This window comes from Spirochaetota bacterium (assembly GCA_034190085.1).
In the GTDB taxonomy this organism is placed as follows: Bacteria; Spirochaetota; UBA4802; order UBA4802; family JAFGDQ01; genus JAXHTS01.
In genome coordinates, this window is sequence record JAXHTS010000002.1 from 12,507 (window position 1) to 36,881 (window position 24,375).

The following is a 24,375-nucleotide window of genomic DNA, read 5'->3' on the forward strand; positions in this document are numbered from 1 at the left end:
TATCCCTATGCCAAGCACCAATTCATTCGATCTCTTTTTCCAAAACTTTCCCCCTCTCAATAGGGCTGAGGATTACATCGAATTCTGGAAAAGATCAATTTCTGAGTTAAAAAGGATAAGCATTGATCCAACCTTTGAGAAGGAAGGGGGCGATTCAGGTTTCTTTGATATCATAAATGTGAGCTTCAGGGGTTATCTGAAATCAAGAATAAGAGGAAAACTCTATTTGCCCAAACACATTGAGAAGCCCAGAGTAATAATATCAATTCCGGATTACAACCTAATGCCTGGATATGAACAATACCCTCTTGACAAGGAGTTGGCCTTCTTTTTTTTAGAATTGAGGGGCCATGATATACTTAATACTATAACAACAAAAGAAGAAAAACTACCTGGATTTATACTAGACAATATCCTTGTCAAGGATAGCTTCTACGTTAAAAGCATATATCTGGATGTTTACAGAATCATTGACTTGTTGAGGCTCTATGATAGGTTGGATTGCAACTCCATCGGTCTAATAGGTAAGGGTTTGGGGGCTGCTGCTGGCCTCTTTGCAACAGTATATTCAGACAGGATTAAAGCCATTGTTCTTGATACTCCTTCCTTTTGTCATCTGGAATTGAGCCAAAATATTTCAAAAAGCGATACAACGAAAGAGATCAATCAATTTCTATCAAATCACAGGGGTAAGAAAAAGATTATCAAAAAGAATCTATCCTATTTCGATGCAATAAACCTTGCAGAAGAGATAATTTGTCCTACCCTTGTTACAGTAGGCTTAAAGGATATCCTGTCCCCCCCCCAATGTGTATTTGCCCTCTTCAATCATTTAGTATGCGATAAAACTGTTGAGGTTTATCCTGAGGGAGGGAATGAAGCTGGTGGGAAAATGCAGTTTACAAAATCAATTCAATGGTTAAAGGCAAGACTCTTGGATTTATAGGAAGGATTTCACTTCATCTTTTTTTCTGAATATGCACAGAATCATTAGTAATCAGGGGCACAAAAAGTGCGTCACCTAAATCATCTTCTATTATGCTATCCTCACTCCTTTTAATATATCTGAATATTCTATGCTCCCCATCCCTCTCAATGGGAATTACCAATACTCCATTTATCTTTAATTTGTCAAATAACTCAAAGGGAATAGATATTGCACCTGCAGAAACAATAATGCCATCAAAAAGGTCATTCAATTTAAGAAAATTTTCACCATGTATTAAATCAATATTCCTATACCCTAATTTAAATATTAAAACATCCCTTGCCCTTTTGGATAATTCTTTAATCCTCTCAAGGGTAATCACATGAGTCGCGATCTCAGCAAGAACCGCTGATTGATATCCAGAGCCAGTGCCAATCTCAAGGATCCTCTCATCCCCCATCAAATTCAACGCCTGAACCATCTTCGCTATAGTTGAGGGTTTGGAAGTTGTCTGATTAAAACCTATTGGGAGAGAAATATTATCATAGGCTCTATATCTGAGTGCCTCGGAAATAAATAGATGACGCGGCACCCCCTCCATTGCGTCCAATACCCTTTTTGAGTAGATACCATATCGCTTGTGTATTTCATTCACCATACCCTTCCTGGCTAAAGAAGAGTTATCTATCTCTCTATGGTACAAAATAACCTCCCCATTCCACCCCTTTCTGCTCCTTGTGATCAACCTCTATCTTTACATCCGACCACCATCCCTTAATTGAGGGCGCCTTATATGTTGAATAAACCAGAACATATCTATTCTCTTCTGATTTTTTTATGGTATTATATATATTCCTTAAATTATTCAACTCAGTCACCATATAAACCGCACCTCCAGTCTCATTTGCTATCTCTTGGAGGGTCAAATTTTTCTCTTTAAATACAATTATATATATTGGAACATAATGACTCCTAGCATACTCAATTACTACCCTTTTCGTATATCTTTGAAAGGAATTGGTCTCAACCCTCCCATCAGTAATAAGCACAACTGCCCTTCTGTTTAGCCTTGGCAAGAGATCGCTAACAGCGTTATAAAGAGTTTTTCCCAATCTCTTACCATCTCCATATTCTCTTTTTCGTAAGGCTCTGAGCGTTCTCTGTCTGCTCCAATCAAAACCATTGCCTACCCAGTAATCGCTGTTATAGTTTATCACCTCAATTGAATCATTTTTCCTCATCTTCTTAAGGATAAATTCTGCTACCCAAGGGATATCATAATGATATCTCCTATTCTCCACTGATCTATCAACACAGAGTGCTATTGAAACTGATGGACTTTTATTGTATAGATAATCCACATATATACCTGAAATATTGGCGCTATCCTCAAGGATCTTAAAATCATTTCTCTTCAAACGATAAATCGGCCTTCCGGCTCGATCCCTAACATTCAAATAGAATGCAATTATCGGATATCGCTCAACATCCACCATTGTTATCTCAATATCAAGATTTGTATACCGATTCACAAGTGGCGAAAAGACGGATACACTCTCCTGCTTATAATCAAGACAATAGAGAAAGCCATCTCTATCATTGATTGCGGAAAACAATTTTACAAAACTCCTCTTTCCATTCTCCCAGGAATGGAATCTGAACACCTCCTTATTATCCAATCGGTACCAGAAAAGGCCCGTCTCTTCATCCGAGATCAGCAGCATGTCATTGTAGACACTTATACCCCTAGGCCTCTCTACACCCTTTACCGATATATAGGAAATATAATTTCCGCTAATATCAAAACAGGATACCCTGGCATTTCCAGTATCAGTAACATAGACCAAATCCTTATGAACGGTTACACCTGTAGGATTCTTCAACTGCCCCTCATATTCGCCAAATTCACCAAATTTTAGGATAAAATCGCCATCATTATTAAATTTCTGCACTCTATGGTTCCCTGAATCAACAACATATATGTTGCCAGCCTCATCAAAACAGACGCCCTCCGGGCCATAGAACATGCCATCCCCCTCTCCTGATCTCCCAAAGGTCTTAATAACATTGCATTCTCGATCCATTATGTATATGCTTTCAAGCTTAAAATCAGAAACAACTATTCTATCATTGTGATAGTCAATCCCGAATAGCCTGCCCGCTGTTCCAGGACTACAGACAGAAATACCCTCGCCATTGGAATCGAGTTTAACCAACTTACCTAAGGAGAAGGAGGTGATATACAAATTCCTCTCCCTGTCGATTGCAACATCAACAGGATCAGAAAATTTATACCTCCCCAAATAAGAGGAAATATACTCATCAGTAAATATATAATTAAATGAATCTGACTCAATAGGATAATGACCCTTTGTCTCGCGATATTTCAGGGTGTTTATCTTATTCTGGATTGTGACAGGATTAGAGGTTACATTTGCAAGAATTTCCCACTTCTGTATCGCATCCTCTACAAAACCAGCCAACTTGTATGATCGCGCAAGATACTCCCTTGCAGTATAATAATCAGGATATTCAGATATGGCTTTTCTGAAAAATTCAACAGCAGCAAGATACTGCATCTGGTTAAAATAGCCAATACCCTTTTTGAAGTGATTCTTAGCAGACTCAAACTTTATAGCATCATCTGATAGGGGGAATCCTGGATTAATAAATATTCCGAAGGAAAAAAATAATATAAAATAAAATACTAAGATGGGAATATTTTGTTTATTTAGCATAATTATTCAATAAATCACAAAAGCGATCTCACTCATACAATCGTCAAATATTAACCCTTATTCAACACTCTTTTTATATAATGTCCAGTATAGGATCTCTTCTCCTTTGCTATATCTTCCGGTGTGCCCTCTGCAATTACTTCACCACCCTCATCCCCGCCCTCAGGTCCAAGATCAATAATCCAATCCGCAGTCTTGATAACATCGAGATTATGCTCAATAACGATAACCGTGTTACCCTTGTCAACAAGGGAGTTCAAGACCTCCAAGAGTTTCTGAATATCAGCAAAATGAAGGCCAGTTGTCGGCTCATCGAGTATATATAATGTCTTTCCAGTGGCTCTTTTAGAGAGTTCAGTTGCAAGCTTTACTCTTTGAGCCTCACCACCGGAAAGGGTGGTTGCTGATTGACCAAGTTTAATATATCCTAATCCAACCCTATTTAATGTCTCAAGCTTTAAACGAACCTGAGGTATATTTTCAAAAAAGGCAAATGCCTCTTCAACGGTCATATCGAGTATCTCATGAATATTTTTCCCCTTATATCTTACCTCCAATGTCTCGTGATTATATCTTTTACCCTTGCATACCTCACAGGTTATATATACATCTGAAAGAAAGTGCATCTCAATCCTCTTCATGCCATCCCCTTGGCATGATTCGCATCTTCCCCCAGACACATTGAAAGAAAATCTTCCAGGCTTGTATCCCCTAATGCTGGCTTCAGGGAGTTTGGAGAAGAGTTCCCTGACTGGAGTGAAAAGTCCCGTGTAGGTAGCAGGATTTGATCTCGGTGTTCTTCCTATTGGGGACTGGTCAATATCAATAACCTTGTCCAATTTCTCAATACCAAGGATCCTCTCAAACTCTCCTGGATGGCATTTCGTTCTCATCAAAAGAGAGGATAGGGCCTTGTAGAGGATCTCAATTATTAGGGTAGATTTCCCTGATCCGGATACCCCTGTTATGCATGAGAATATCCCTAAAGGAAATTTTACATTTATCCCTCTTAGATTATTCTCTCTTGCGCCAATGATCTCAATGAATCCCTTAGCCGCCCTCCTGCATTCAGGAATAGGTATGGTTAGTCTTTTGGAAAGATACTTGCCAGTTAATGATTTCTCCTTCTTGGCAATCTCCAGAGGAGTGCCCTTCGCTACAAGATATCCGCCATTAAGACCAGCTCCTGGACCAAGATCAATAACATAATCCGATGCTCTAATAGTCTCTTCGTCGTGCTCCACAACAATGACAGTATTACCCAGGTCTCTCAAATATTTTAGTGTATTGAGCAATCTCCTGTTATCCCTCTGATGAAGTCCGATACTAGGCTCATCGAGTATATATATAACCCCCATTAAACTTGATCCGATCTGAGTTGCAAGGCGTATTCTCTGAGCCTCGCCACCTGATAGGGTGCCAGCTGGTCTGGCCAGTGTTAAATAATCTATACCAACATCCTTAAGAAATTTTATCCTCATGATTATCTCTTTAAGAACCTGCTGTGAAATCTTCTCTTGAGTCTTGTTTAATTTAATATTACTAAAAAAATCATAACTTTCCTTTATGGTAAGAGAGGTAATATCATCAATTGATCTATCCGTAACCTTTACAGCTAGAGACTCATGCCTAAGCCTCTTGCCATTACACTGATTGCATCTCTGCTGGGACATGAAACCCTCCATCCATTCCCTCATCCCCTCTGACTTGGTTTCCATATATCGCCTCTCAAGATTCGGCAACACCCCCTCAAAGGGCCTTGAAAATCTATACTCCAGATTATGTCTCTTAACATCATAATCTATATTTTCTCCCCCGGTTCCGTAAAGTATTATCTCCTTTATTCTCTCGGGTAGTTCCCTCCATGGACAACGCGCGTCAAAATCAAAATTTCTCTCTAATGTCTCTATCTGCTCTTTATACCAATAACTCGTTGTTTTACCCCAAACCTCCAACACACCTTCATATAATGATTTATCTGGATCAGAGATCAATAGATCAGGAGAGAACCTCATAATATACCCTAATCCATCACACTTCTCACATGCTCCATAAGGGCTGTTAAAGGAAAACATCCTCGGGGAGAGTTCTTGTATGGATACACCACAATCCGGACAGGAGAGTTCAGTGGAAAATAGTCTCTCTTCTTCATCAGTAACAATCACAACCAATCCGCCGGTTATCTCCAATGCTGTTTCAATAGAATCTGAAAGTCTAGATCTTATGCCTTCTTTCAATACTATTCTATCGACAACAATCTCAATATTGTGCTTCTGATTCTTATTTAATCTTATCCCATTGTCCAGGTTGTGTATTTCACCGTTTATCCTCACCCTCACAAAGCCATTCTTCCTTGCTGAAGAGAGAATCTCCTCATGCTCTCCCTTCCTTCCCCTTACAACAGGTGCTAATATTTGCATCTTTGTACCAATTGCAAGGATTAAAAGGGCTTCTACAATTTGATCAATAGATTGGGATGAAATCTTCCTACCACATTTGTAGCAATAGGGTATGCCAATTCTTGCGTATAACAACCTAAGATAATCGTAGATTTCTGTAACCGTCCCTACGGTTGACCTGGGATTTCGATGAGTTGTTTTCTGTTCAATTGAAATTGCAGGTGATAAGCCGTCAATAAAATCAACATCCGGCTTTTCCATAAGTCCAATAAACTGTCTTGCATAGGCTGAAAGAGACTCAACATATCTACGTTGGCCTTCAGCATAAATAGTATCAAAGGCTAATGAGGATTTCCCTGAACCAGAGAGGCCGGTAATGACAATTAGCTGGTCTCTTGGAATATCAATTGAAATATTTTTTAGGTTATGCTCTCGCGCCCCTTTTATCCGAATAGACCTTTTACTCATATTTGAGTTATATTAGTGGAACCACACATGGGACATATTGTATCCTGTCCAATATCTTCCATATCCCATTCATCCTTTTTAAAGATATCCTCCCATCTATAATCACACTCTTCGCAAGCGAAACTCGCTTCAATTCCCTTTTCAAATGTGCTAGCGCTCTCAACATTCTCCTCTTCCTCCCCCTCCTTTTCCTCCTCATCTTCATCAATCAACTCATCTTCCCCAAAAGTTTGCTCATAATACTCATCGCTATAAACTTCATCATTATAATCTTTTTCAAATTCATTTACCATAGACCCACCCTGAATAATTTGTAATATAAAACGAGTCACTTCTCAAGAAGTATGAGTACAAGTTAAACCTCCATATCAATCCCAACATTTACAGGGATCAGTCTGGAGTGAAAACAAGATCGATTGGTAAAAATTATCCCTATAATGAGATGAATTTTCAAGTAAAACTATTATAATTGCAATTTTTTTTTTATTTTTCGGGCAATGGTAATGCGTCCTAATCCTTAATAATCCCTTGTTGTCTTCTGTGGTAGAAATTCCATCTTATGTAGTCCAATATCAGAAAATGATTTGATTGATATTGAAATGAAATAGGATCTCTCATAATAGATCAACCTATCACGATTCTCCGGTCCAATATTTTCCATTTTTCTATTGATATGAAAGTAAAATCCTAGTTCCCAACAATGCAAATCATGTATAACATCAATGCGTAAATTCCTAAAGGAAAAAACAACATTTCCCGATCTCTCTGTATCATAAAAATAGAGTGATTCTTCCATATCATTGAAGAGATTCTCATTAATTTCAGGAGTTACATCATCATCAAAATACCTATCAATTCTATCTGCCTGAGAATTCCCTTCAATGTTTACTCGCCAATATCTTGATATATCAGCATTCAACTTCCATCTGAGGGACATCATATCCCTGAAGTGAAACCTGAAATCATGAAAATAACTATAACCTAGCTCAAGGGCCCTAATCAATCTAATGCCAGGCACAGAGAAGTTGCCACAAGTAAAGGAGAGATCAAGGGTATTATATCCAGAATTACTTTCTTTTGTAATATAGCAGTAATTATTCAAAATATTTAAACCCATATAGAATAATCCTCTACCTCTCCCTGAATGTTTCTCTTTATTAAGATATTTATACATATCGAAAAAAAAATTATTCACAAATATAATATTTCTCCACCTCTCATCCTCAAATGGCCACTTTCGTCTAGCCTCATAACTCGTCGTTATTGACATATTTACTCCATCAAAAGGGTAAAGATACACACCCCCTTCAAAATAATTCAACTTTTCATGAATAAAGGGTTCTATTACTTCCCTTTCGAGGAAAGACCTTCTGTAACGGTGAGCAACCTGTAGATAATAATTGGTTAAACCAAATCTCAAAGTATTAGAAGCCTCAATATACTGATATGAATTCTTATCAGCGGTTATTTCACGGGCTTCTCTATCATCATCATTATCGTTAAAAGTACCACCCCGCACCCATTCTCCATTATAACCTAATCTAAATTCTGGGGTATACGTTACAAATGTTAATAACGGGAATACTGTATTAATATTATAATATCCCGATGATTTGTATATATTGCTATAATAATGTCCCTCTCGATACTCCTCCAGCGATTCTCCAAAAAGAAAAATATTCCAGTTAATAATCTGTCCTTGCCGCTTATTATTGGTTGATTTGTCATTATCACCGAATATGTGAAAGGATCCGTTATAACTAAGACTCATAAAGGGTAACCTATCATAATTAGGCACATAATACCCATTTCTTTCATAATGCTTTACCTTTTCCCTCTCCCTCTCATCCCATAACCATTCTCTCTGCATTAGGAGTGAGACAGAATGCCTATCCCCTCTATCACCAATAGACAATTGCCAATTGAGATTATTTCTAACATTAATTTCATCCGTTGGGACACGATAAAGCATCTCAAAAGTAGTCAATGGCTCATATCTATCATCAAAAAACCTCTCAAACTCATTATTATTCATCCATTCAAAATTCAGCTTACAATACGAATTGGAGTTTTTACGTCTATTAAAAATATAATAAGAGTTTAACATTGATTTAAACCAATTATCGTTTCCTTCCTCTGGGGTTGGTATGTTGTCCAGGTCTTCATTTACATATTTATATTTTGAGCCAGCAAGATAAAGATAGAGATCTAAATCATCCCTGTTCCGCCAATATTCCACCCCACCATATTGACCGAGTTTTTCATAAGCATCTGCCTTAAACTTCCATCTATTACTTTTTATAGTTGTATACTTCAGAGTGTTTTGTGCGAATTTCCCCCTTCTATTGCTCTTTCCAAACTGTGTTATTATTCCAAATCCCTCTTCAGATTGAACTACAACCGGAAAATAGAACATTGGCACATCACCAACCTTATAGATTGCATTGAAGGCGATCAATCTATCCCCGCTATAGATCCATAACTTCTTTACCCTGAAGTGATAATGTGGTCTTACCAGATCACAGGAGGTCATATTAACATTCTCTGTGATATAGGTTCTTTTTAGCACTATTCGAACCATTCTGCTATTGAATATCCTTGGCTCTTTATCAGACTTTACGTTATATAACACTCCTGCCCTATCTTTTACATTGTAAACAGCCTTCTCCGCCTCCAACCTGTTCTCTCCATCATCATAAATTACACGGCCCGTAAGGGTTACATCCCCAGTATTTCTGTTATAATCTACATTTTGTGAATAAAGAACCTTTCCATCAAAATCCATCTTTATATTGCCCGATAGTCTCAGAATACCATCCCCAGAGTCAGCCATATTGATATACTCTCCCTCATCTGCTCCTGAAAATACAACCCCATCATTATCATTATCTAAGGAAACACCCTTTCCATCCTGAATATCTTCACCCTCAGTCTTTAATTGAGAATATCCACTAATTGGGGATAATAATATAATTATGAATAAAATAAAAATTAAAGGGAAAATCTCAAATTTATTAGTCTTCATAGTATATTTGTATATTTTCAGCTATCATTAATCTCACCCTATTTTGCGAGAATCCCTAATTCTTACCCTAACCCTCTCTTGTGCATATCAGTTTATAATCCTTATCCTCTTATCCTTCACAGGTTCAGGCCTATTTTCAATTATTCGATCCCTGACTTTTATACCCTTCTCTTCTACAAATTTAAAATTAATAATTTCCCTCAAAGGCTTGATCCTATCTGATAAAATTATATCCCACACACCGAAAAATCCCCCAGATGTGGATTGCTCTTTGAAAAGCAGATCAATCTTTCCATCTGTGGTCAGTTCAAATGGGATTTCAATCATATATGGATTTTCATCCTCAGCAATACTACCAAATTTTAGTGTTCTTAGGAGTTTTCCATCTATTATTATTTTCAACAACGCTGGTATAAATATATTATCAGTATTATGAAAAATAACAAACTCTATCCAAATCCGATATCTTTTATGGTAATTCAGTCCGGTGATAGATATATGAGAACCGAGTTTGGAAATGAACCTCGCTCTATTATCAACAATAGGTCCCTTATCATGAATGAGTTGAAGCCTCATACCTGAGCCCCAATATAGAATCTCCTCACTGCTCATCGGTCGAAACCATCCTCTGATATATTTTGCATCCCTGCCTGAACCAAGATTATATTCAAGATAATCAGATATTGAATCCTCGGAAGATAGAGAATATGCTTTATCAGAAAAGGAATATATAGCAATTAGCAACACAAGATTCAGATTTGAGAATAATTTCATCCCTATGCTCCTCAATAATTATGATAAGTAGAATACCCTTAGTCCCTTTGGTGATCACTATTACGGAATATTCAAAATAAATGCAAATAAAAGATGACCATAGACTTAATTTATAACAAAATCTCGGTTAATATATAATGGTAAATATAAAAAAAACCTCTTCGGTTCAATCAACTATAATTTTTATATTCTTAAAATCTTATTCTGCCCTTTTTTGAGAACCAAGAGCATTTGTAAAACTATGATTAGCCTTGACTTTTTATATACTCCTGATAATAGATTGTCAAAAAGGAGGCATTTTTATGGAAAATATCATATTAACAAAAGAGGATCAAATTGCTATTCTTACAATTAACAGACCCAATTTTAAAAATGCGCTCGATGGCAAAACCTATGAAGAATTTGGTATCGCCATTGATGATGTAAAGTCAGATTCATCGATCAGGGTATTAATTATTACTGGAGCTGGGGATTCATTCTGTTCCGGACTAGATCTTAGTTATGCAGCAAGCATGAAAGATCAAAGTATGGGGGATTTTAGAGCCGGCATGAAAAGACTTCAGAGCATATTCAACTTCGAAGAGATTTATAAACCTGTTATTGCCGCAGTCAAGGGATATGCTCTGGGAAATGGATGCGACATCGCATTGGCCAGCGACTTTATAATTGCAGGCGAAAGCGCTAAGTTTGCTATGGCGTATACCAATCTTGGTCTGATACCAGATCTCGGTGGAACATTTCGACTTCCCAGATTGGTTGGTCCAGCCAAGGCAAAGGAGCTTATCCTTACAGGAGAAAAAATCGATGCCAAAACCGCCCTTGATATTGGTATAGCAGGTAAATTAGTCCCTGATGAAAAACTTATGGATGAAGCCAATAAATTTGCGCAAAAACTGGCTAAAAGATCTCCAATAGCGCTTTCCTTAGCTAAGAAGGCTATAAACAACAGTCTGGGTACAAACCTATACAACTCCCTAGAGTACGAAGCATATATGCAGAACATTTGCATGAATAGCAATGACACAGCAGAAGCGGTTATGGCTTTTTTAGAAAAAAGGGAACCTAATTTTACTGGCACATAGTAGAGTGGATATCACCTATTGTAATAAATCTTCCCCTCTTCTTCATAACGATGAGAGGAATTTCTCAAATTTCTCTTAGAGAAGGTTGAAATAGTCTCTACTCCTATAAATAAATATGTCCAATATAAGAATTTTACAAGTAACTTATATTATTCTATTCCTAATCACATCAATTGACCACTTGTATTCTGGATATTTTGAAGAGGGATGTAAGTTATATATTCAAAAAAAATACGATATAGCAAAGGAAAAATTCCTTCAATCAGCTAAAAAATACGAAAACGGCAATGCCTATTATTTTTTGGGTGAAATTGAAAAAGTTGAGGGGAACTTTAAAAAATCAGAAGAATACTTCAGGGCAGCAATTACCAAAAGGATATCTAAAAAATATCTTCAATTAGCATATTGGAACCTGATTGTAATCAAGGAGCAGGACAGATCCTATAAGGAGATGGTGCAGCTTTGTCAGGAACTATGGGAAAGAACAGGGGATGATGGGGCTAAAAAAAAGGTAGAGTCGCTTATTAACAAACTTTTATGGACTGATAACCAAGATGCCATAGACTTATATCAACAGGGAATTATTCTAAAAAGAAAAACTAAAATTGATGAAGCCAAAAGCGCCTTCTTTGAGGCAATAGAATTGGACTCCTCTTTTATGGCCCCAAAGTTTGAGATTGGATTACAATATTATAAAGAAGGCAAAATCGATTATTCGATTAATTATCTTATGTCAATAGCAGAAAAGATCCCCTTTTATGGAGAAATACACCTTTTATTGGGGAATATCTATTTTAATAGACAACTTTTCACCAATTCAATACCTCACTTTGATAAAGCACTAGTCTATGGGTTTCTTGACAAAAAGGCCAAGTTTGCCCTACGATTAAAAAGAGGCACCTCATATTATAATACCTTAAATTATGATAAGGCAAAGGTAGATATAGAGAAGATACTTGAATTTGATAAGAAGTCTATTGAGCCTCTATTGCTATTATCAGCAATATATATCAAGGAGGCTAATTATGATGATGCTTTAAAAACCCTGAATAAAGCAGAGATGATTCATCCGGTTAATGCTGAAATTATCTTTCAAATTGGAAGTATATACTACAAAAAGCAAGATACTAAATATATAGCACTTTTTGATAGATTATTCAATAAGGTCTATTCATCGAATAGTGAAATACCAAATAAGTACTATAAGGCCTTTATTATTCTTATTAAATACTATTTTAACAATGCAAGATATTCGAGAGCATCAGAAATCATTGAGTTTCTTCCTGATAATTTCAAAGATTACGATATTATTCTAATCTCTGCTAAGACATATTACAACCTTTCAAGTTATGACAAGTCAATAGAATACTTTGAGAAGATAAACTTGACCAATGATGATAGGTATACCCTATGTAAGGCTTATACTCTAAGTGAAATGATTGACAAGGCCAGGGATATTTTATGGAGTCTATCATACTATGATGACTACTTCAATAGGGCTAAGAATGATCAGATTCTCAAGGAGCTTGCATTAAATATTGAAAAAGAAAAAAACAGAATAATAAGACAGAATACTATGAATGAGAGCAACGCTCAGGTAGACGAGGATAAAGATCAAATCATCTTAGAGGACGAAGAGATCCAAAAGGATGAGAAGGAAATCGTGAACGATGATGAGATAGATACAGATAAAGAAGACACAATAGATGATAATGAAGTAAAGACAAAAGAGGAAATGGTTGATACTGAAGAAGACTTGCATATTACAGAATAAGCAGATATAATGATACTGTTGAATTCTCTCATTAGCATTAATTTTTAAATAATAATTCCCCTATAAGCATGAAAATAGAATAAATCATCATAACTGTATGCTCAATGATTGAGATAAGAGATCTATCTTTAACTCGTAATAAGACAGAGATTTTACAAAACATCAATCTATCATTTAATGAAGGCGATGTGATTGGTATTATTGGCGAGGCAGGTGCTGGTAAAACAGCATTATTACAAATCCTTGCCGGAGTGATTAAGGATTATAAAGGAGATGTAATTATTAAGAATAATAATTTACTATCCTTAACAAAAGGGCATCATCAACTGCTGATATCATCCCTTTTGAATAGCATCCCCTCAAATGATGAATATACTCTATATGATTCCCTTCTTGAAGCACGAAAACCATTTAAAAAATTCTTAAATCCCCTTACCGAACTCGATCTTCAACTTACGGAAGAGTATCTGAATCTATTTGAACTCGACAGATTTAAAGAAAAAAAGATATGCACACTCTCAGATGGTATTATTAAACGTACTCTTCTTGCTTCCTCGTTTATCAGAGATGCTGCTACGCTTATTATTGACAATCCCACATGTGATTTGGATATTCGCTCAATATCATTGCTTCAAAAGGCCATATCCAAATATGTTATTGATGGCGATAAAATACTGATAATTGCATCCAATGACATTAATTTTATAATACAGACTGTAGACCGAATCATTATTCTTCAGGATGGCCACCTTGTATTGGAGACAAGGCCAGACGCTATTGATGGTGAGTTGATAAAGAGGTATTTTAATTTAGAGGTGATCTTTTCAAGAAACATGTATAATGGGAAACCGGATATTCAACTCTTCCCTGTGAATTGATAATAAGCATCCCTTGTACTTACCAAAATAAATTACATTTAAGTGTAATGTCTTATCTTCATCTGCCCCTCCTCAATACTCTCGACAAAAATAAAGTGGTCACAAACATCCATTACCTTCATCATCTTTATTATGTCATCCTGTAATCTCAAAAGCACAACCCTTTTGTTTCTACTACGAGCGTCTGAACATATATTTATCAAGGAATTTAATCCCGAGGAGGTAAGTATGTTTACTTCTTCCATATTAATTATTACATTATTTTTTTGGATAAGCTCATATAATAGTTGTTCAAATTCCCCTTTTGTAACATTTGAAATGTGTCCATTTAGTTTGACAATCTTATTCCCTTCCTGATCCATTATTGAATAGTTTAATCCATCTTTCAATATCAACACCCTTTATGTTAATTCATAGCCATGAGTTCCTCTCTCTGAATTTGACTTCTAACCATATCCTCTATCTCCAATGCTAATTCTAAAATTTTTATATCATCCTCATTAGAGTTTATTGGATTAACATTCTTTTTAATTGAGTCATAAAAATGCTCTAATTCCTGCTTTAATGGATTCTCCTTATGAACAAAAAGCTCTTCCACAAATGATTCTTGACTATACTTAATCTCTTCCTTTGTCAACAGGTATGCTTGGGATGATTGTCTATGAATATGGATATCCTGAGTAGCATAATCAAGAAAGATATATGATTTCTCCTGGCTTACTGCTAAAGTTCTTACCTTACGCTGTGTTACCCTTGAAGCAGTCACAGTGGCCACACAACCATTCTCAAACTGCAGAAGAGCAGTAGCATAGTCCTCAAAGGCAGTAAAAACAGAGCCACCGGTAGCCTTTACCGAGACTAAGGGGGAATTGACAATATTCATTACTATATCAATATCATGAATCATCAGATCAAGCACAACACCAACATCCCGAATCCTCTCAGTAAAGGGTGTTAAACGTCTGGATTCAATAATCAACGGATTAGTTACAATTTTATAAAGTTCCTGCACCGCTCCATTGAATCTTTCAACATGTCCAGCCTGAAAGATCAATCCCTTCCTCTTTGCATTATTTGCAAGCTCCTTCGCCTGCTCCACATTCTCGGTAACAGGCTTTTCAACGAGAACATGAACATCATTATCAAGAGCTAAGGAAGCATATTTATAATGAAGATAGGTTGGAACAGCTATTATGACTGAATCCACATCATTCATCATATCCATAATATTATCATAATTTTTTGTCTCATATTTTTGTGATATCTCCCTTGCCCTCTCTGCATTTGTGTCATAAATTCCAGATAGAATAAATTGTCCCTTGAGAGTGTTTGCAACAGTAACATGATACTGCCCCATATGACCCACACCTATAATCCCAACTCGTAGTCTTCTCATATTTATATACTCCCATTATAACAAAATGGCTATGAATTGATTTTATCTAATGAATAATAAGCTTGCTTATGCCTGAATATTTTTTATATGATAATTATTAAAATTTCAATAAAAAAAATCGAAAAACCAACTATTTTGGATTGTTACAAACCAATACTCATGCTTACCCTCCAATCTTTTGCAAAATCAGAAACATCAGATATTGAATAAAATAATTGCTTAAAAAGCATTGAACGGGATATCAAATAGGGATTGATAAATATTGTTATCTTTTCAAATAAAAGTAAGAGTAAAGTAAACACTGTTAAGATTATTAAAATTTTACTCAGAATTTCTCAATAACTTTCCTAATAATATCCTCTTCAATATTTTGATTATAAACCGGTTTCCCTAATCCCTTTAAGAGTACAAAATTAAACTTACCTTCTTCATTCTTCTTATCATACTTCATATGCCTTACAATATCATCTGCACATAGATTATATCTCTTTTCTAACAGACGATACCGATCCATAATATTATTGACTACTTCTATTTCATCATTTGAAAGCCATCCATAATCTATAGATATCTTCATCTCAATATTCAATCCAATAGCCACTGCTTCACCATGAGATATCCCCCGGTACTCCATCAATGACTCAATTGCATGTCCAATAGTATGACCTAAGTTTAAGATTGCTCGTAGGTTTCCCTCCCTTTCATCCTTCTCTACTATTTCCGATTTAAATGCTGCAGACAAAAATACAAGCTCCTGAATACAATCAATTCTTTTAATTGAATCCAAATCGTTTTCAAGCAAGATAGAAAGCAATCTACTTTCTCCAAGAAGCGCATGCTTCAATATCTCGACTAAACCATTTTTTAACTCATTCTCTGGTAGTGTCTTCAAAAAACTAACATCAGAAATCACTAACTCTGGTTGATAAAAAGCTCCAATAATATTCTTCCCAGAGGAAATATTTACAGCAACCTTACCCCCTATACTTGCATCAACCATTGCCAGCAGAGTGGTAGGAACATGTATAATTGGTATGCCCCGCATATATACAGCAGCTATAAATCCTGAAAAATCTCCAACAGCCCCTCCCCCAATGCCAATTATAACTGATTTCCTATTATATCCCTTCCCTAAAAGTTGATATAAATATTTTTCAGAATTCTTATAACTTTTATTCTCTTCACCATCCTCCATTAGAAGTATATCATAATTATCATATCTCTTAAGGGAATTCTCAATGTAATCTTGATATAAATTAAATACCTTTGAACTAATTATCAAAGCGAATCTCTCCTTCGACAAAAGCTCACGCTTTATTTCAATTTGAGGTAATATATAATCTCCTATTATAATATCATAACATTTACTCTTCGTCTTAACATGAACAATTCTATTATCATTCATTTTATTATAATATTCCTTTATCTTCTATTGCTGAAGAAAAAAATTCATTAATAATTTATTTCTATCTTCACTAAAACAGACTCTTGATATTACTCTGGTCACAGTTGAAAATTTTATGTATAAACATATTATAAGAGATTAATAACAATACTAAATATAGCTTATTATACTCTAAGTTTTTAAGAAGTAACTCATAATCTCTTTGTATATTGAGTAAATTATTTCAGATATAATCGATTATATTCGATTCTTGGATGGGAAATAAGTGGCATATAATTTATATTGTGATCATCAGATACATGCTCTTATGCATCAATCAACCTCAGTTAAATAGAAATAATCCCTTCTTCAAGCTCTCCTAATACCTTCTTTGCAGCTTCCAATTCCGCCTTACCCTTGCTGCTTCCAACTCCAATTGACATATCTCTGCCATGAATCACTAGTTTAACCGTAAATTCCTTTTTATGATCCGGACCATTCTCCTTTATCACAACGTATGAAGGCCTCTCCTTATATCTCTTCTGAACAAATTCCTGTAAGGTTGTCTTGGGATCTCTTAAATATGATAAATTATCGATTCTTTCAATATCTCTTTTAAGTAGAGCAAGTACAAATTTTTTACTCTCCTTAAGACCAGAATCAAGATAAATTGCGCCTATTATTGCCTCAAGAGTATTAGCTAAAATTGAAGGTCTATCCCTTCCTCCGCTCCTCTCCTCACCTTTGCTGATTAGTATAAAATATCCAAGTTTAACTTCTGATGCGACCTTGGCTAGAGTCGCTTCAGAGACTACCGCTGACTTTATCTTGGCCAAATCGCCTTCTAAATAATCCTCATACCGCTTAAAGAGATATTCATTGACGACTAGCGCTAAAACCGAATCCCCTAAATACTCCAGCTTCTCATTATCCTTCATATCAAATCCAGCTTCATTCACATAGGAACGATGAGTTAGCGCTCTATTCAATAAACTCTTATCTCTGAACTTAACCTTAATAACATCCTGGAGTTTATTTAATTGTCTATCTCTCTTCTTTCTTCTCTGTTTTCGTCCTTCCTTTTTATTTTCCATATATATATGTTATTGTTATTCAGTCTGTCAATTTAATATAGATTTACTAATTATCATGATTTCAGTATATAATTTATTTCAATAATACTGACTCCAGCCAATTTAAGACGTATATAGCAAAATGTGTTAAGCAATATTGTATTAAGAAAGCCTACAAAGGCATTATCAATTATTGTGATTACTATAGCCTTGGAATTACACCAATTGCGCTTTTACTAATCGAAATCCTTTTAATCAAATCAATTATCTCAATAGATAGACAGATTGATTTTATCGTTTACTAATTGTTCGTAATTATTTCAATTTAGATTCAATGTATTTAACTACATCATCTACTGTTACGATGCTTTCCGCATCTTCATCCGGTATCTCAATATCAAACTCTTCCTCAAGAGCCATTACTAGCTCGACTGTATCTAAAGAATCCGCTCCAAGATCATCTACAAAAGAAGCATTGGGGGTTATCTCAGATTCATCGATTCCAAGCTGATCAACTATTATCATCTTTACTTTTTCAAAATCAACTGCCATTTGATTGTTATCCTCCTTATAATGAAAATACTTATGTTGGGAATATTTATATTAACATTGGAAAAGAAAAGATATGGCACACTTTACAAAAAATTTTATAGAATTATTATCGTAATAAATCTATAACGATATAAGTCTATTAATTTCATGTCATGATATAATATTTGATTATCAAATATTATATCTAAAAACAAAGCTGAAAAAATAATCTGCCAATTCTCTATTTGTTATTAATCATTTAATAATTTTATAGTAAACAAATCAACGAAAACATACTAATAAAATAAAAATGAAACCCCTATTATTTTTCCTTTAATCTTACTTTCGGCTCAATGACCAACTGCCCTTTATAATGACCACATTCTGAACAAACCCTATGAGGAAGGGTGTAAACGCCACATTTTGGGCAAGGCCTTAAATTTTTAACACCTAGTGAATCATGAGACCTTCTCATTCTTGATTTCGATTTTGATTTTCTTCTTTTTGGTACAGCCACAACTAAACTCCAATGTTTTTATTCCAACTTTAGAAGCTGGGATATCTATCTTCACATTTTACCCAGACTCTCGATTTGCCTATTTATCCTTTGTTGTAAGATATTCAAGTAGAAATAATCTATTCTTTGCTTTATTTGTAAAAAGAGAGAAAGGATATTGAGAGATTAACCTATTGTAATACTCCCTCGCCTTAATAGTATTCCCTTTCTTCTGATATATTCGTCCCATATCAAAGTAAATTCCATCAGCTATCATACTATTGGAATACTCCCTCTCCAACCTTTGATATATTTGAAATGCTTCTTCAAGTTCACCCAAATGCTCACATACATTTCCAGCTTTTCTAAGCGCAAATGGAGCGAAAAAGGACGAAGGGGATTCCTCTACAAATTTCAAGAAATATTCCTTCGCATCCCTAAACATTTTCTGAGATTCATAAAGATCCGCGATTACATAATATCCATTTTCATTAACATACCCCCAATAGGATGAATCAATCAGTTTTTTGAGTTTATCAATTGTCTCCTGAAATCTCTGAATTTCAATACTCTCATCAATACTCTTTTCGTTAGAATATGAATTTCTGTACTCCTCGATAATTTTTTCAAATTCAACAATTTCCCTATTCTCTTCACTCCTATAGTATACCACTCCTGTAATAATGATTATTACAATTAACACCCCTATTGATAAAGTATATAGAATAATTTTCTTATTTCGCTTAATATATTCCTTAATAATCATCAAGGATCTTTCAATAATATTCCTATTTATTTGTATACCACTTTTATCCAATTGTATCCTATACCTCATTCTTCATTTTAATAATATCCCCAATAGTGACTCTTTTGGGACTAGTATCACTTAATATTTTATTAACCTCATCCTCTTCCATAATTTGATTATATTCCTTTATGCTCAAAGAAAGTCTTTTCTTCTCGACATCAATTCCAAGAATAATTGCGCTAACCTGTTGACTAATCTTGTATTGCTCTGCTAAATTATCTACTCTCCTATGACTAACCTCAGAAATATGAACCAATCCCTCAACATCATCATTTATTTTAATAAATAAACCAAAGGGAACAATCCCAGAAATAATCCCTGCGACAACACTTCCAGCAGGATATTTTTCTTTTATAACCTCCCAGGGAGACTTTGTAAGCTGCTTAATGCCACAGGATATCTTCATATCTTCCGATTTAATATCTAGAATCTTAAATTCAACCTCATTTCCAATTTTATAGGATCCTAGCGAGTTCTGGGAGTTTCCATCCCAACTGACATCGGAGATGTGAATCAAGCCATCTATACCCTCCATCAATTCAACGAACATTCCAAAACTCACAATTTTTTTAATTTTTCTACGATGAACAGAATCAATTCCAAAACTTTCCTCGATGGTATCCCATGGATTTGGATGAAGCTGCTTATAGCCCAATGATATTCTTCCTTCCTCCTTGTTGATATCAAGGACCTTTACATCTATAAGCTCACCCTTATGGAAGACATCTCTTGAATTAACATTCCTCTTAGTCCAGGATATATTGTATGAATTTAAAAATCCTTCAATTCCCTCTTCAATTTCAATATAAACCCCAGAATCAGTTAATGTGACTACCCTACCCGATACAACATCATCAACATGATACTTCTCATCTATTCGAAGCCATGGATCCTCTATAAGCTGTTTTATTCCTAGTGATATCTTACCCTCTTCTCTGTTATAATTTAATAATACGAATTCTCTCTCCTCTCCAATGGTTAATATTTTTTTTTGCTTAAAGACCTTTCTCCATGACATATCATTTTTATTCACATATGCCTTTAAACCCTCTATATCTATGATTGCACCTGACTCGACAAATCTTGCGACCCTTCCCATCACCCTATCCCCAAGACTGTATTTTGAGACAAAATTATTCCACTGCCTCTCTCTTTCCTCTTCAAGATATTCCTTTCTTGAAATTATAACAGTCTTCCTCTCCTCATCAATACCCTTAATCTTAAACCAAATAGGAGCATTGTCTACATTTGTTTTGCCTACTCTGATATTTGCTGTATGAGAAAATGGTAAAAAAGCATTCACCCCACCACAGTCAACCAGAATACCCTTGTTAACAGAATTTTTTATTGTGCCTAATATATTTTCAGATTTATCCTTATGAGTTTCTATAAACTTAAGCCATCTCTTCTCTTCTTCAGCTATCCGTTTTGAAAAGACATACATTCCATCAATCATTCTCCTATTGACGAGCATCACTTCAACAACACTGCCTATTTCAGGATTTATATCAAATTCATCTATACTCACCCTACCGTCAGATTTTGTACCAACATTCACATAGACAAATTCATCGTCAACTGTAACAACCTCTCCCTGAATTACCTTCCCTAAGGGAACCACACCAAAGGCTGTATCAGTAACCTCTTGCATGTCTATGCTTTCTTCTGAATTCTCATTTAACTCTTCCATAACCTATCACTCTATATTCATTTCGGATTTTTTCATCCTGAAAACACATTATCATCTTAACTCATATTTTGGATGAATCTACATAACTGCTTGCTCTCAAGCAAAACAAAACATCTATGAGGAGATTATTGCGATAATTCTCTGAATTACCTCCTCCTTGTTCATATTAGATGTATCGAGATAAAATGAATCATCAGCCTTCATCAACGATCCGAAGGGTCTCCCTGAATCCTCAGCATCTCTCAGCACAATCTGGTTTTTAATATCCTCCGCGTCAACTGTTTTTCCCTTTCCTTTAAACTCTTCAGTTCTTCGACATGCCCTCACATCTACAGATGCGTCAAGATAGATCTTTACATCTGCTTTAGGGAAAACCACGGTTCCAATGTCCCTTCCCTCCATTATTATTGAATCACCCATTGACCATTCTCTTAAAAGATCATTAACATAACCTCTAATCCTTATATCATCTGAGACAATTCCAATGTTATTAATTATTATTTCATCCCTTATATCTCCAGAAACGTCCACCCCATTTAGAAAGGTTGATGAGGTTCCATCATTATTGAAGGTTTGGCTAATTGATAATTCTTTTAAGCTGTTAAGGTAATCTCTGCCAACTTCAATTTTATCATATTTTCTCAATAGAAATAGTGTAATCGTCCTATAAATCGCTCCTGAATCGATGTATTTTAATCCCAGCCTCCTTGCAACCTCCCTGGAGACGCTACTCTTTCCTGCACCTGCAGGGCCATCCAAGGCAATTACTATTCTACTATCTATCGTCATAATCCATTTTCATCATCAGTACACCTCTCGCCCAATGACTCCTGATAATTTATGTAGTTTCGATATCAAGCCTTCAAGGGTATTAAAATCTATGGTTTGCTGTCCATCGGACAACGCATCCTCTGGATTAGGATGAGCCTCTACCATTATACCATCAGCCCCTGCGGCTATATAGGCCATTGCTGCAGCGGGCACATAATCCTTCAATCCCATGGCATGGCTTGGATCACAGATTATTGGCAAATGACTCATATCCTTGACTACAGGCACCGCCCCAACATCAAGGGTATTTCGTGTTATATCCTCAAAGGTCCTGATGCCGCGTGGACAGAGCATTACCTCCTTATTACCCTGCGATAATATATACTCAGCAGACATTAAAAACTCTGTTATGGTTGCGTTCATCCCTCTTTTGAGCAATACAGGCTTATTTATCTTTCCTACCTCTTTAAGGAGATTATAATTCTGCATATTTCTCGTCCCCACTTGCAGAATGTCAGCATACTCTGCTACTAGAGAAACATCTCTAGGATCCATAACCTCAGTTACTATACCTAAACCTGTAACCGCCCTCGCTTCAGCAAGGAACTTAAGCCCATCCCCTCCGAAACCCTGGAATGAATAGGGCGAGGTTCTGGGCTTGAATGCCCCAGCCCTAAAGAGGTCTGCGCCTGCCCGCTTAACCATCTTTGCATGATCAACAACCTCTTTTTCTCCCTCAACAGAACAGGGACCAGCAATGACAACAATCCTCTTTCCACCGATTTCAACACCACCAATATCAATTACAGTTCTTTCTGGATGAGTCTCTTTGCTAACCAACTTAAAGGGTCGTAGAATAGGTTTGACAGATTCCACACCGGCAAGAGCCTCAAGAGGTTGCTCTCTTATAACATCCTCATCGCCAATGGTGGTAATAATTGTTCTATGTTCACCGCGAGAAACATGCGGTTGTATATTCAATGATTTTATTTTTTCAACAATATGATCAACCTCTTCCTGGCTTATACCCGGCTTCAACACAATGAGCATTTTTCATCCTCAACAACGATTAAATCCTTCCTGATATCTCACACCTAAATAATTCTTCATTCTGCTGGATAGGAACCAAGAATCTTTAAAAATTGCGTTTCCTCACGCATCTCATCAAGAGCAATTTTAACGACTCTATCATCCTGGTGACCATTGAAGTCAATGAAAAAATTATATTCCCATTTCTTTTTCTTATTTGGCCTAGATTCAATTTTTGTCATGTTTACACCAGCATCACTGAATGGCTTTAATAAACTATATAGAGTTCCAGATTTATCCTTCCCTTTCAGAGCACAAACGATGGAAGTTTTATCCCTACCAGTTGGTGGATTGTCCATCTGACCAATGACAAGAAACCTTGTATAATTATGCCTTGAATCCTCAATATTAGTAGCCAAAGTCCTTAAGGAATAGATAACAGCGGAAGTCTCAGATGCGATTGCAGCTGAATACTTATCCCAAGTCGCAATTTCAGCTGCTTGAGCCGTTGAATCAATATAATGAATCTCAGCATTTGGAAGATTCCTTCTAATCCAACCCTTACACTGAGCAATGGGTTGAGGGTGAGAATAGAGTTTCTTTACACCTTTAAGCTCCTCGCATAAGGAGAGCAAGCTATAGGAGATTCTCAAAAATTTTTCAGATACTATCTTAAGATCTGTATCTAAAAGCTCATCAAGGGTATAGGTTACAGCTCCCTCTGTACTATTTTCAACAGGCACAACACCAAAGGATACTCTTCCCATCTCAACCTCATGAAAAACATCAGAGATGGTGTTTTGTGACACTGATATAATTGACTCACCAAATATTTCTACAAGGGCAATATGACAAAATGTGCCAACAGGCCCAAGATAGGCTACCTTTATTGGTTGTACTAATGATTGAGAACAGGAAATCAATTCTTTATACATTTTTTTGAGAATAGCATTGGTGACAGGCCCTTTGTTATATGTCTCAATCAACCTTGAGGTTATAGCGATATCTTCTGCGGAAAAAGCACACCCAGAATCATGCAAATGCTTTTTTTTCACTTCAATATACAATCTCGTTCTTTCTGAGAATAAGGCAATAATCTCCTTATCAAGATCCTCTATGCTTTTATTCATG

The 24,375-nt window shown here is 35.8% G+C and carries 21 protein-coding genes; 4 read left to right on the forward strand and 17 right to left on the reverse strand.

Translation table 11 applies throughout. The annotated features are described in order from the left end of the window. Window positions 1–7: 7 nt before the first annotated feature. Entirely contained in the window at window positions 8–946 is a 939-nt protein-coding gene (locus tag SVZ03_00245) for an acetylxylan esterase (GenBank protein MDY6932633.1), read from the forward strand. Window positions 947–959: 13 nt separating this feature from the next. On the opposite strand, the gene SVZ03_00250 is transcribed toward SVZ03_00245, so the two are convergent. The 6 genes from SVZ03_00250 to SVZ03_00275 all read right to left on the reverse strand — a co-directional run bounded on the left by SVZ03_00250 (window position 960) and on the right by SVZ03_00275 (window position 10,332). Continuing rightward, window positions 960–1,631 carry a protein-L-isoaspartate(D-aspartate) O-methyltransferase gene (locus SVZ03_00250; protein ID MDY6932634.1) on the reverse strand — a complete coding sequence of 224 codons (672 nt, stop codon included), beginning with the start codon at window positions 1,629–1,631 and terminating at the stop codon, window positions 960–962. After that, complete coding sequence (locus SVZ03_00255) at window positions 1,621–3,666, reverse strand: VWA domain-containing protein (GenBank protein ID MDY6932635.1); 2,046 nt, start codon at window positions 3,664–3,666, stop codon at window positions 1,621–1,623. The genes SVZ03_00250 and SVZ03_00255 overlap by 11 nt, the downstream gene beginning before the upstream one ends. Before the next feature lie 50 nt (window positions 3,667–3,716). Then, window positions 3,717–6,533: an excinuclease ABC subunit UvrA gene (gene uvrA / locus SVZ03_00260; protein ID MDY6932636.1), complete on the reverse strand. Its 2,817-nt coding sequence runs from the start codon at window positions 6,531–6,533 to the stop codon at window positions 3,717–3,719. Continuing rightward, window positions 6,530–6,826 carry a hypothetical protein gene (locus tag SVZ03_00265; protein MDY6932637.1) on the reverse strand — a complete coding sequence of 99 codons (297 nt, stop codon included), beginning with the start codon at window positions 6,824–6,826 and terminating at the stop codon, window positions 6,530–6,532. Before SVZ03_00265 ends, uvrA begins: the two co-directional genes overlap by 4 nt. A 224-nt stretch (window positions 6,827–7,050) precedes the next feature. Next, entirely contained in the window at window positions 7,051–9,558 is a 2,508-nt protein-coding gene (locus SVZ03_00270) for a hypothetical protein (protein MDY6932638.1), read from the reverse strand. 87 nt (window positions 9,559–9,645) lie between these two features. Further along, entirely contained in the window at window positions 9,646–10,332 is a 687-nt protein-coding gene (locus SVZ03_00275) for a hypothetical protein (protein MDY6932639.1), read from the reverse strand. A 302-nt stretch (window positions 10,333–10,634) separates the two neighbouring features. Here SVZ03_00275 and SVZ03_00280 point away from each other — a divergent pair, with 302 nt between their 5' ends. From SVZ03_00280 to SVZ03_00290, 3 genes are all read left to right on the forward strand, one after another. Continuing rightward, the gene (locus SVZ03_00280; protein ID MDY6932640.1) at window positions 10,635–11,414 is read left to right on the forward strand and encodes an enoyl-CoA hydratase; all 780 of its coding nucleotides are present in this window, start codon (window positions 10,635–10,637) and stop codon (window positions 11,412–11,414) included. Window positions 11,415–11,595: 181 nt separating this feature from the next. Continuing rightward, on the forward strand, window positions 11,596–13,188 hold the full coding sequence (locus SVZ03_00285) for a tetratricopeptide repeat protein (protein ID MDY6932641.1): 1,593 nt from the start codon (window positions 11,596–11,598) through the stop codon (window positions 13,186–13,188). A 104-nt stretch (window positions 13,189–13,292) separates the two neighbouring features. Then, window positions 13,293–14,066 carry an ABC transporter ATP-binding protein gene (locus SVZ03_00290; GenBank protein ID MDY6932642.1) on the forward strand — a complete coding sequence of 258 codons (774 nt, stop codon included), beginning with the start codon at window positions 13,293–13,295 and terminating at the stop codon, window positions 14,064–14,066. A 38-nt stretch (window positions 14,067–14,104) separates the two neighbouring features. Here SVZ03_00290 and SVZ03_00295 read toward each other — a convergent pair whose 3' ends face one another. The 11 genes from SVZ03_00295 to pheA form a co-directional block, all read right to left on the reverse strand. After that, window positions 14,105–14,455 (reverse strand): STAS domain-containing protein, encoded by a 351-nt coding sequence (locus SVZ03_00295; GenBank protein ID MDY6932643.1) that lies wholly within the window; start codon window positions 14,453–14,455, stop codon window positions 14,105–14,107. A gap of 17 nt (window positions 14,456–14,472) precedes the next feature. After that, complete coding sequence (locus SVZ03_00300) at window positions 14,473–15,462, reverse strand: Gfo/Idh/MocA family oxidoreductase (GenBank protein ID MDY6932644.1); 990 nt, start codon at window positions 15,460–15,462, stop codon at window positions 14,473–14,475. Window positions 15,463–15,787: 325 nt separating this feature from the next. Next, window positions 15,788–16,867 carry a 3-dehydroquinate synthase gene (aroB, locus tag SVZ03_00305; protein ID MDY6932645.1) on the reverse strand — a complete coding sequence of 360 codons (1,080 nt, stop codon included), beginning with the start codon at window positions 16,865–16,867 and terminating at the stop codon, window positions 15,788–15,790. Between the two features lie 326 nt (window positions 16,868–17,193). Next, entirely contained in the window at window positions 17,194–17,940 is a 747-nt protein-coding gene (gene rnc / locus SVZ03_00310) for a ribonuclease III (GenBank protein ID MDY6932646.1), read from the reverse strand. Window positions 17,941–18,234: 294 nt separating this feature from the next. Further along, on the reverse strand, window positions 18,235–18,471 hold the full coding sequence (gene acpP, locus SVZ03_00315) for an acyl carrier protein (GenBank protein MDY6932647.1): 237 nt from the start codon (window positions 18,469–18,471) through the stop codon (window positions 18,235–18,237). Window positions 18,472–18,772: 301 nt separating this feature from the next. Further along, window positions 18,773–18,967, reverse strand: a complete 195-nt coding sequence (rpmF, locus tag SVZ03_00320; GenBank protein ID MDY6932648.1) for a 50S ribosomal protein L32 — start codon at window positions 18,965–18,967, stop codon at window positions 18,773–18,775. 79 nt (window positions 18,968–19,046) lie between these two features. Continuing rightward, window positions 19,047–19,763, reverse strand: a complete 717-nt coding sequence (locus SVZ03_00325; GenBank protein MDY6932649.1) for a tetratricopeptide repeat protein — start codon at window positions 19,761–19,763, stop codon at window positions 19,047–19,049. Between the two features lie 7 nt (window positions 19,764–19,770). Next, entirely contained in the window at window positions 19,771–21,444 is a 1,674-nt protein-coding gene (locus tag SVZ03_00330; GenBank protein MDY6932650.1) for a S1 RNA-binding domain-containing protein, read from the reverse strand. A 114-nt stretch (window positions 21,445–21,558) separates the two neighbouring features. Then, window positions 21,559–22,233 carry a (d)CMP kinase gene (gene cmk / locus SVZ03_00335; GenBank protein ID MDY6932651.1) on the reverse strand — a complete coding sequence of 225 codons (675 nt, stop codon included), beginning with the start codon at window positions 22,231–22,233 and terminating at the stop codon, window positions 21,559–21,561. 15 nt (window positions 22,234–22,248) lie between these two features. After that, on the reverse strand, window positions 22,249–23,265 hold the full coding sequence (gene aroF / locus SVZ03_00340) for a 3-deoxy-7-phosphoheptulonate synthase (protein ID MDY6932652.1): 1,017 nt from the start codon (window positions 23,263–23,265) through the stop codon (window positions 22,249–22,251). A 56-nt stretch (window positions 23,266–23,321) separates the two neighbouring features. Beyond that, window positions 23,322–24,374 (reverse strand): prephenate dehydratase, encoded by a 1,053-nt coding sequence (pheA, locus tag SVZ03_00345; protein MDY6932653.1) that lies wholly within the window; start codon window positions 24,372–24,374, stop codon window positions 23,322–23,324. Window position 24,375: the final 1 nt, after the last annotated feature.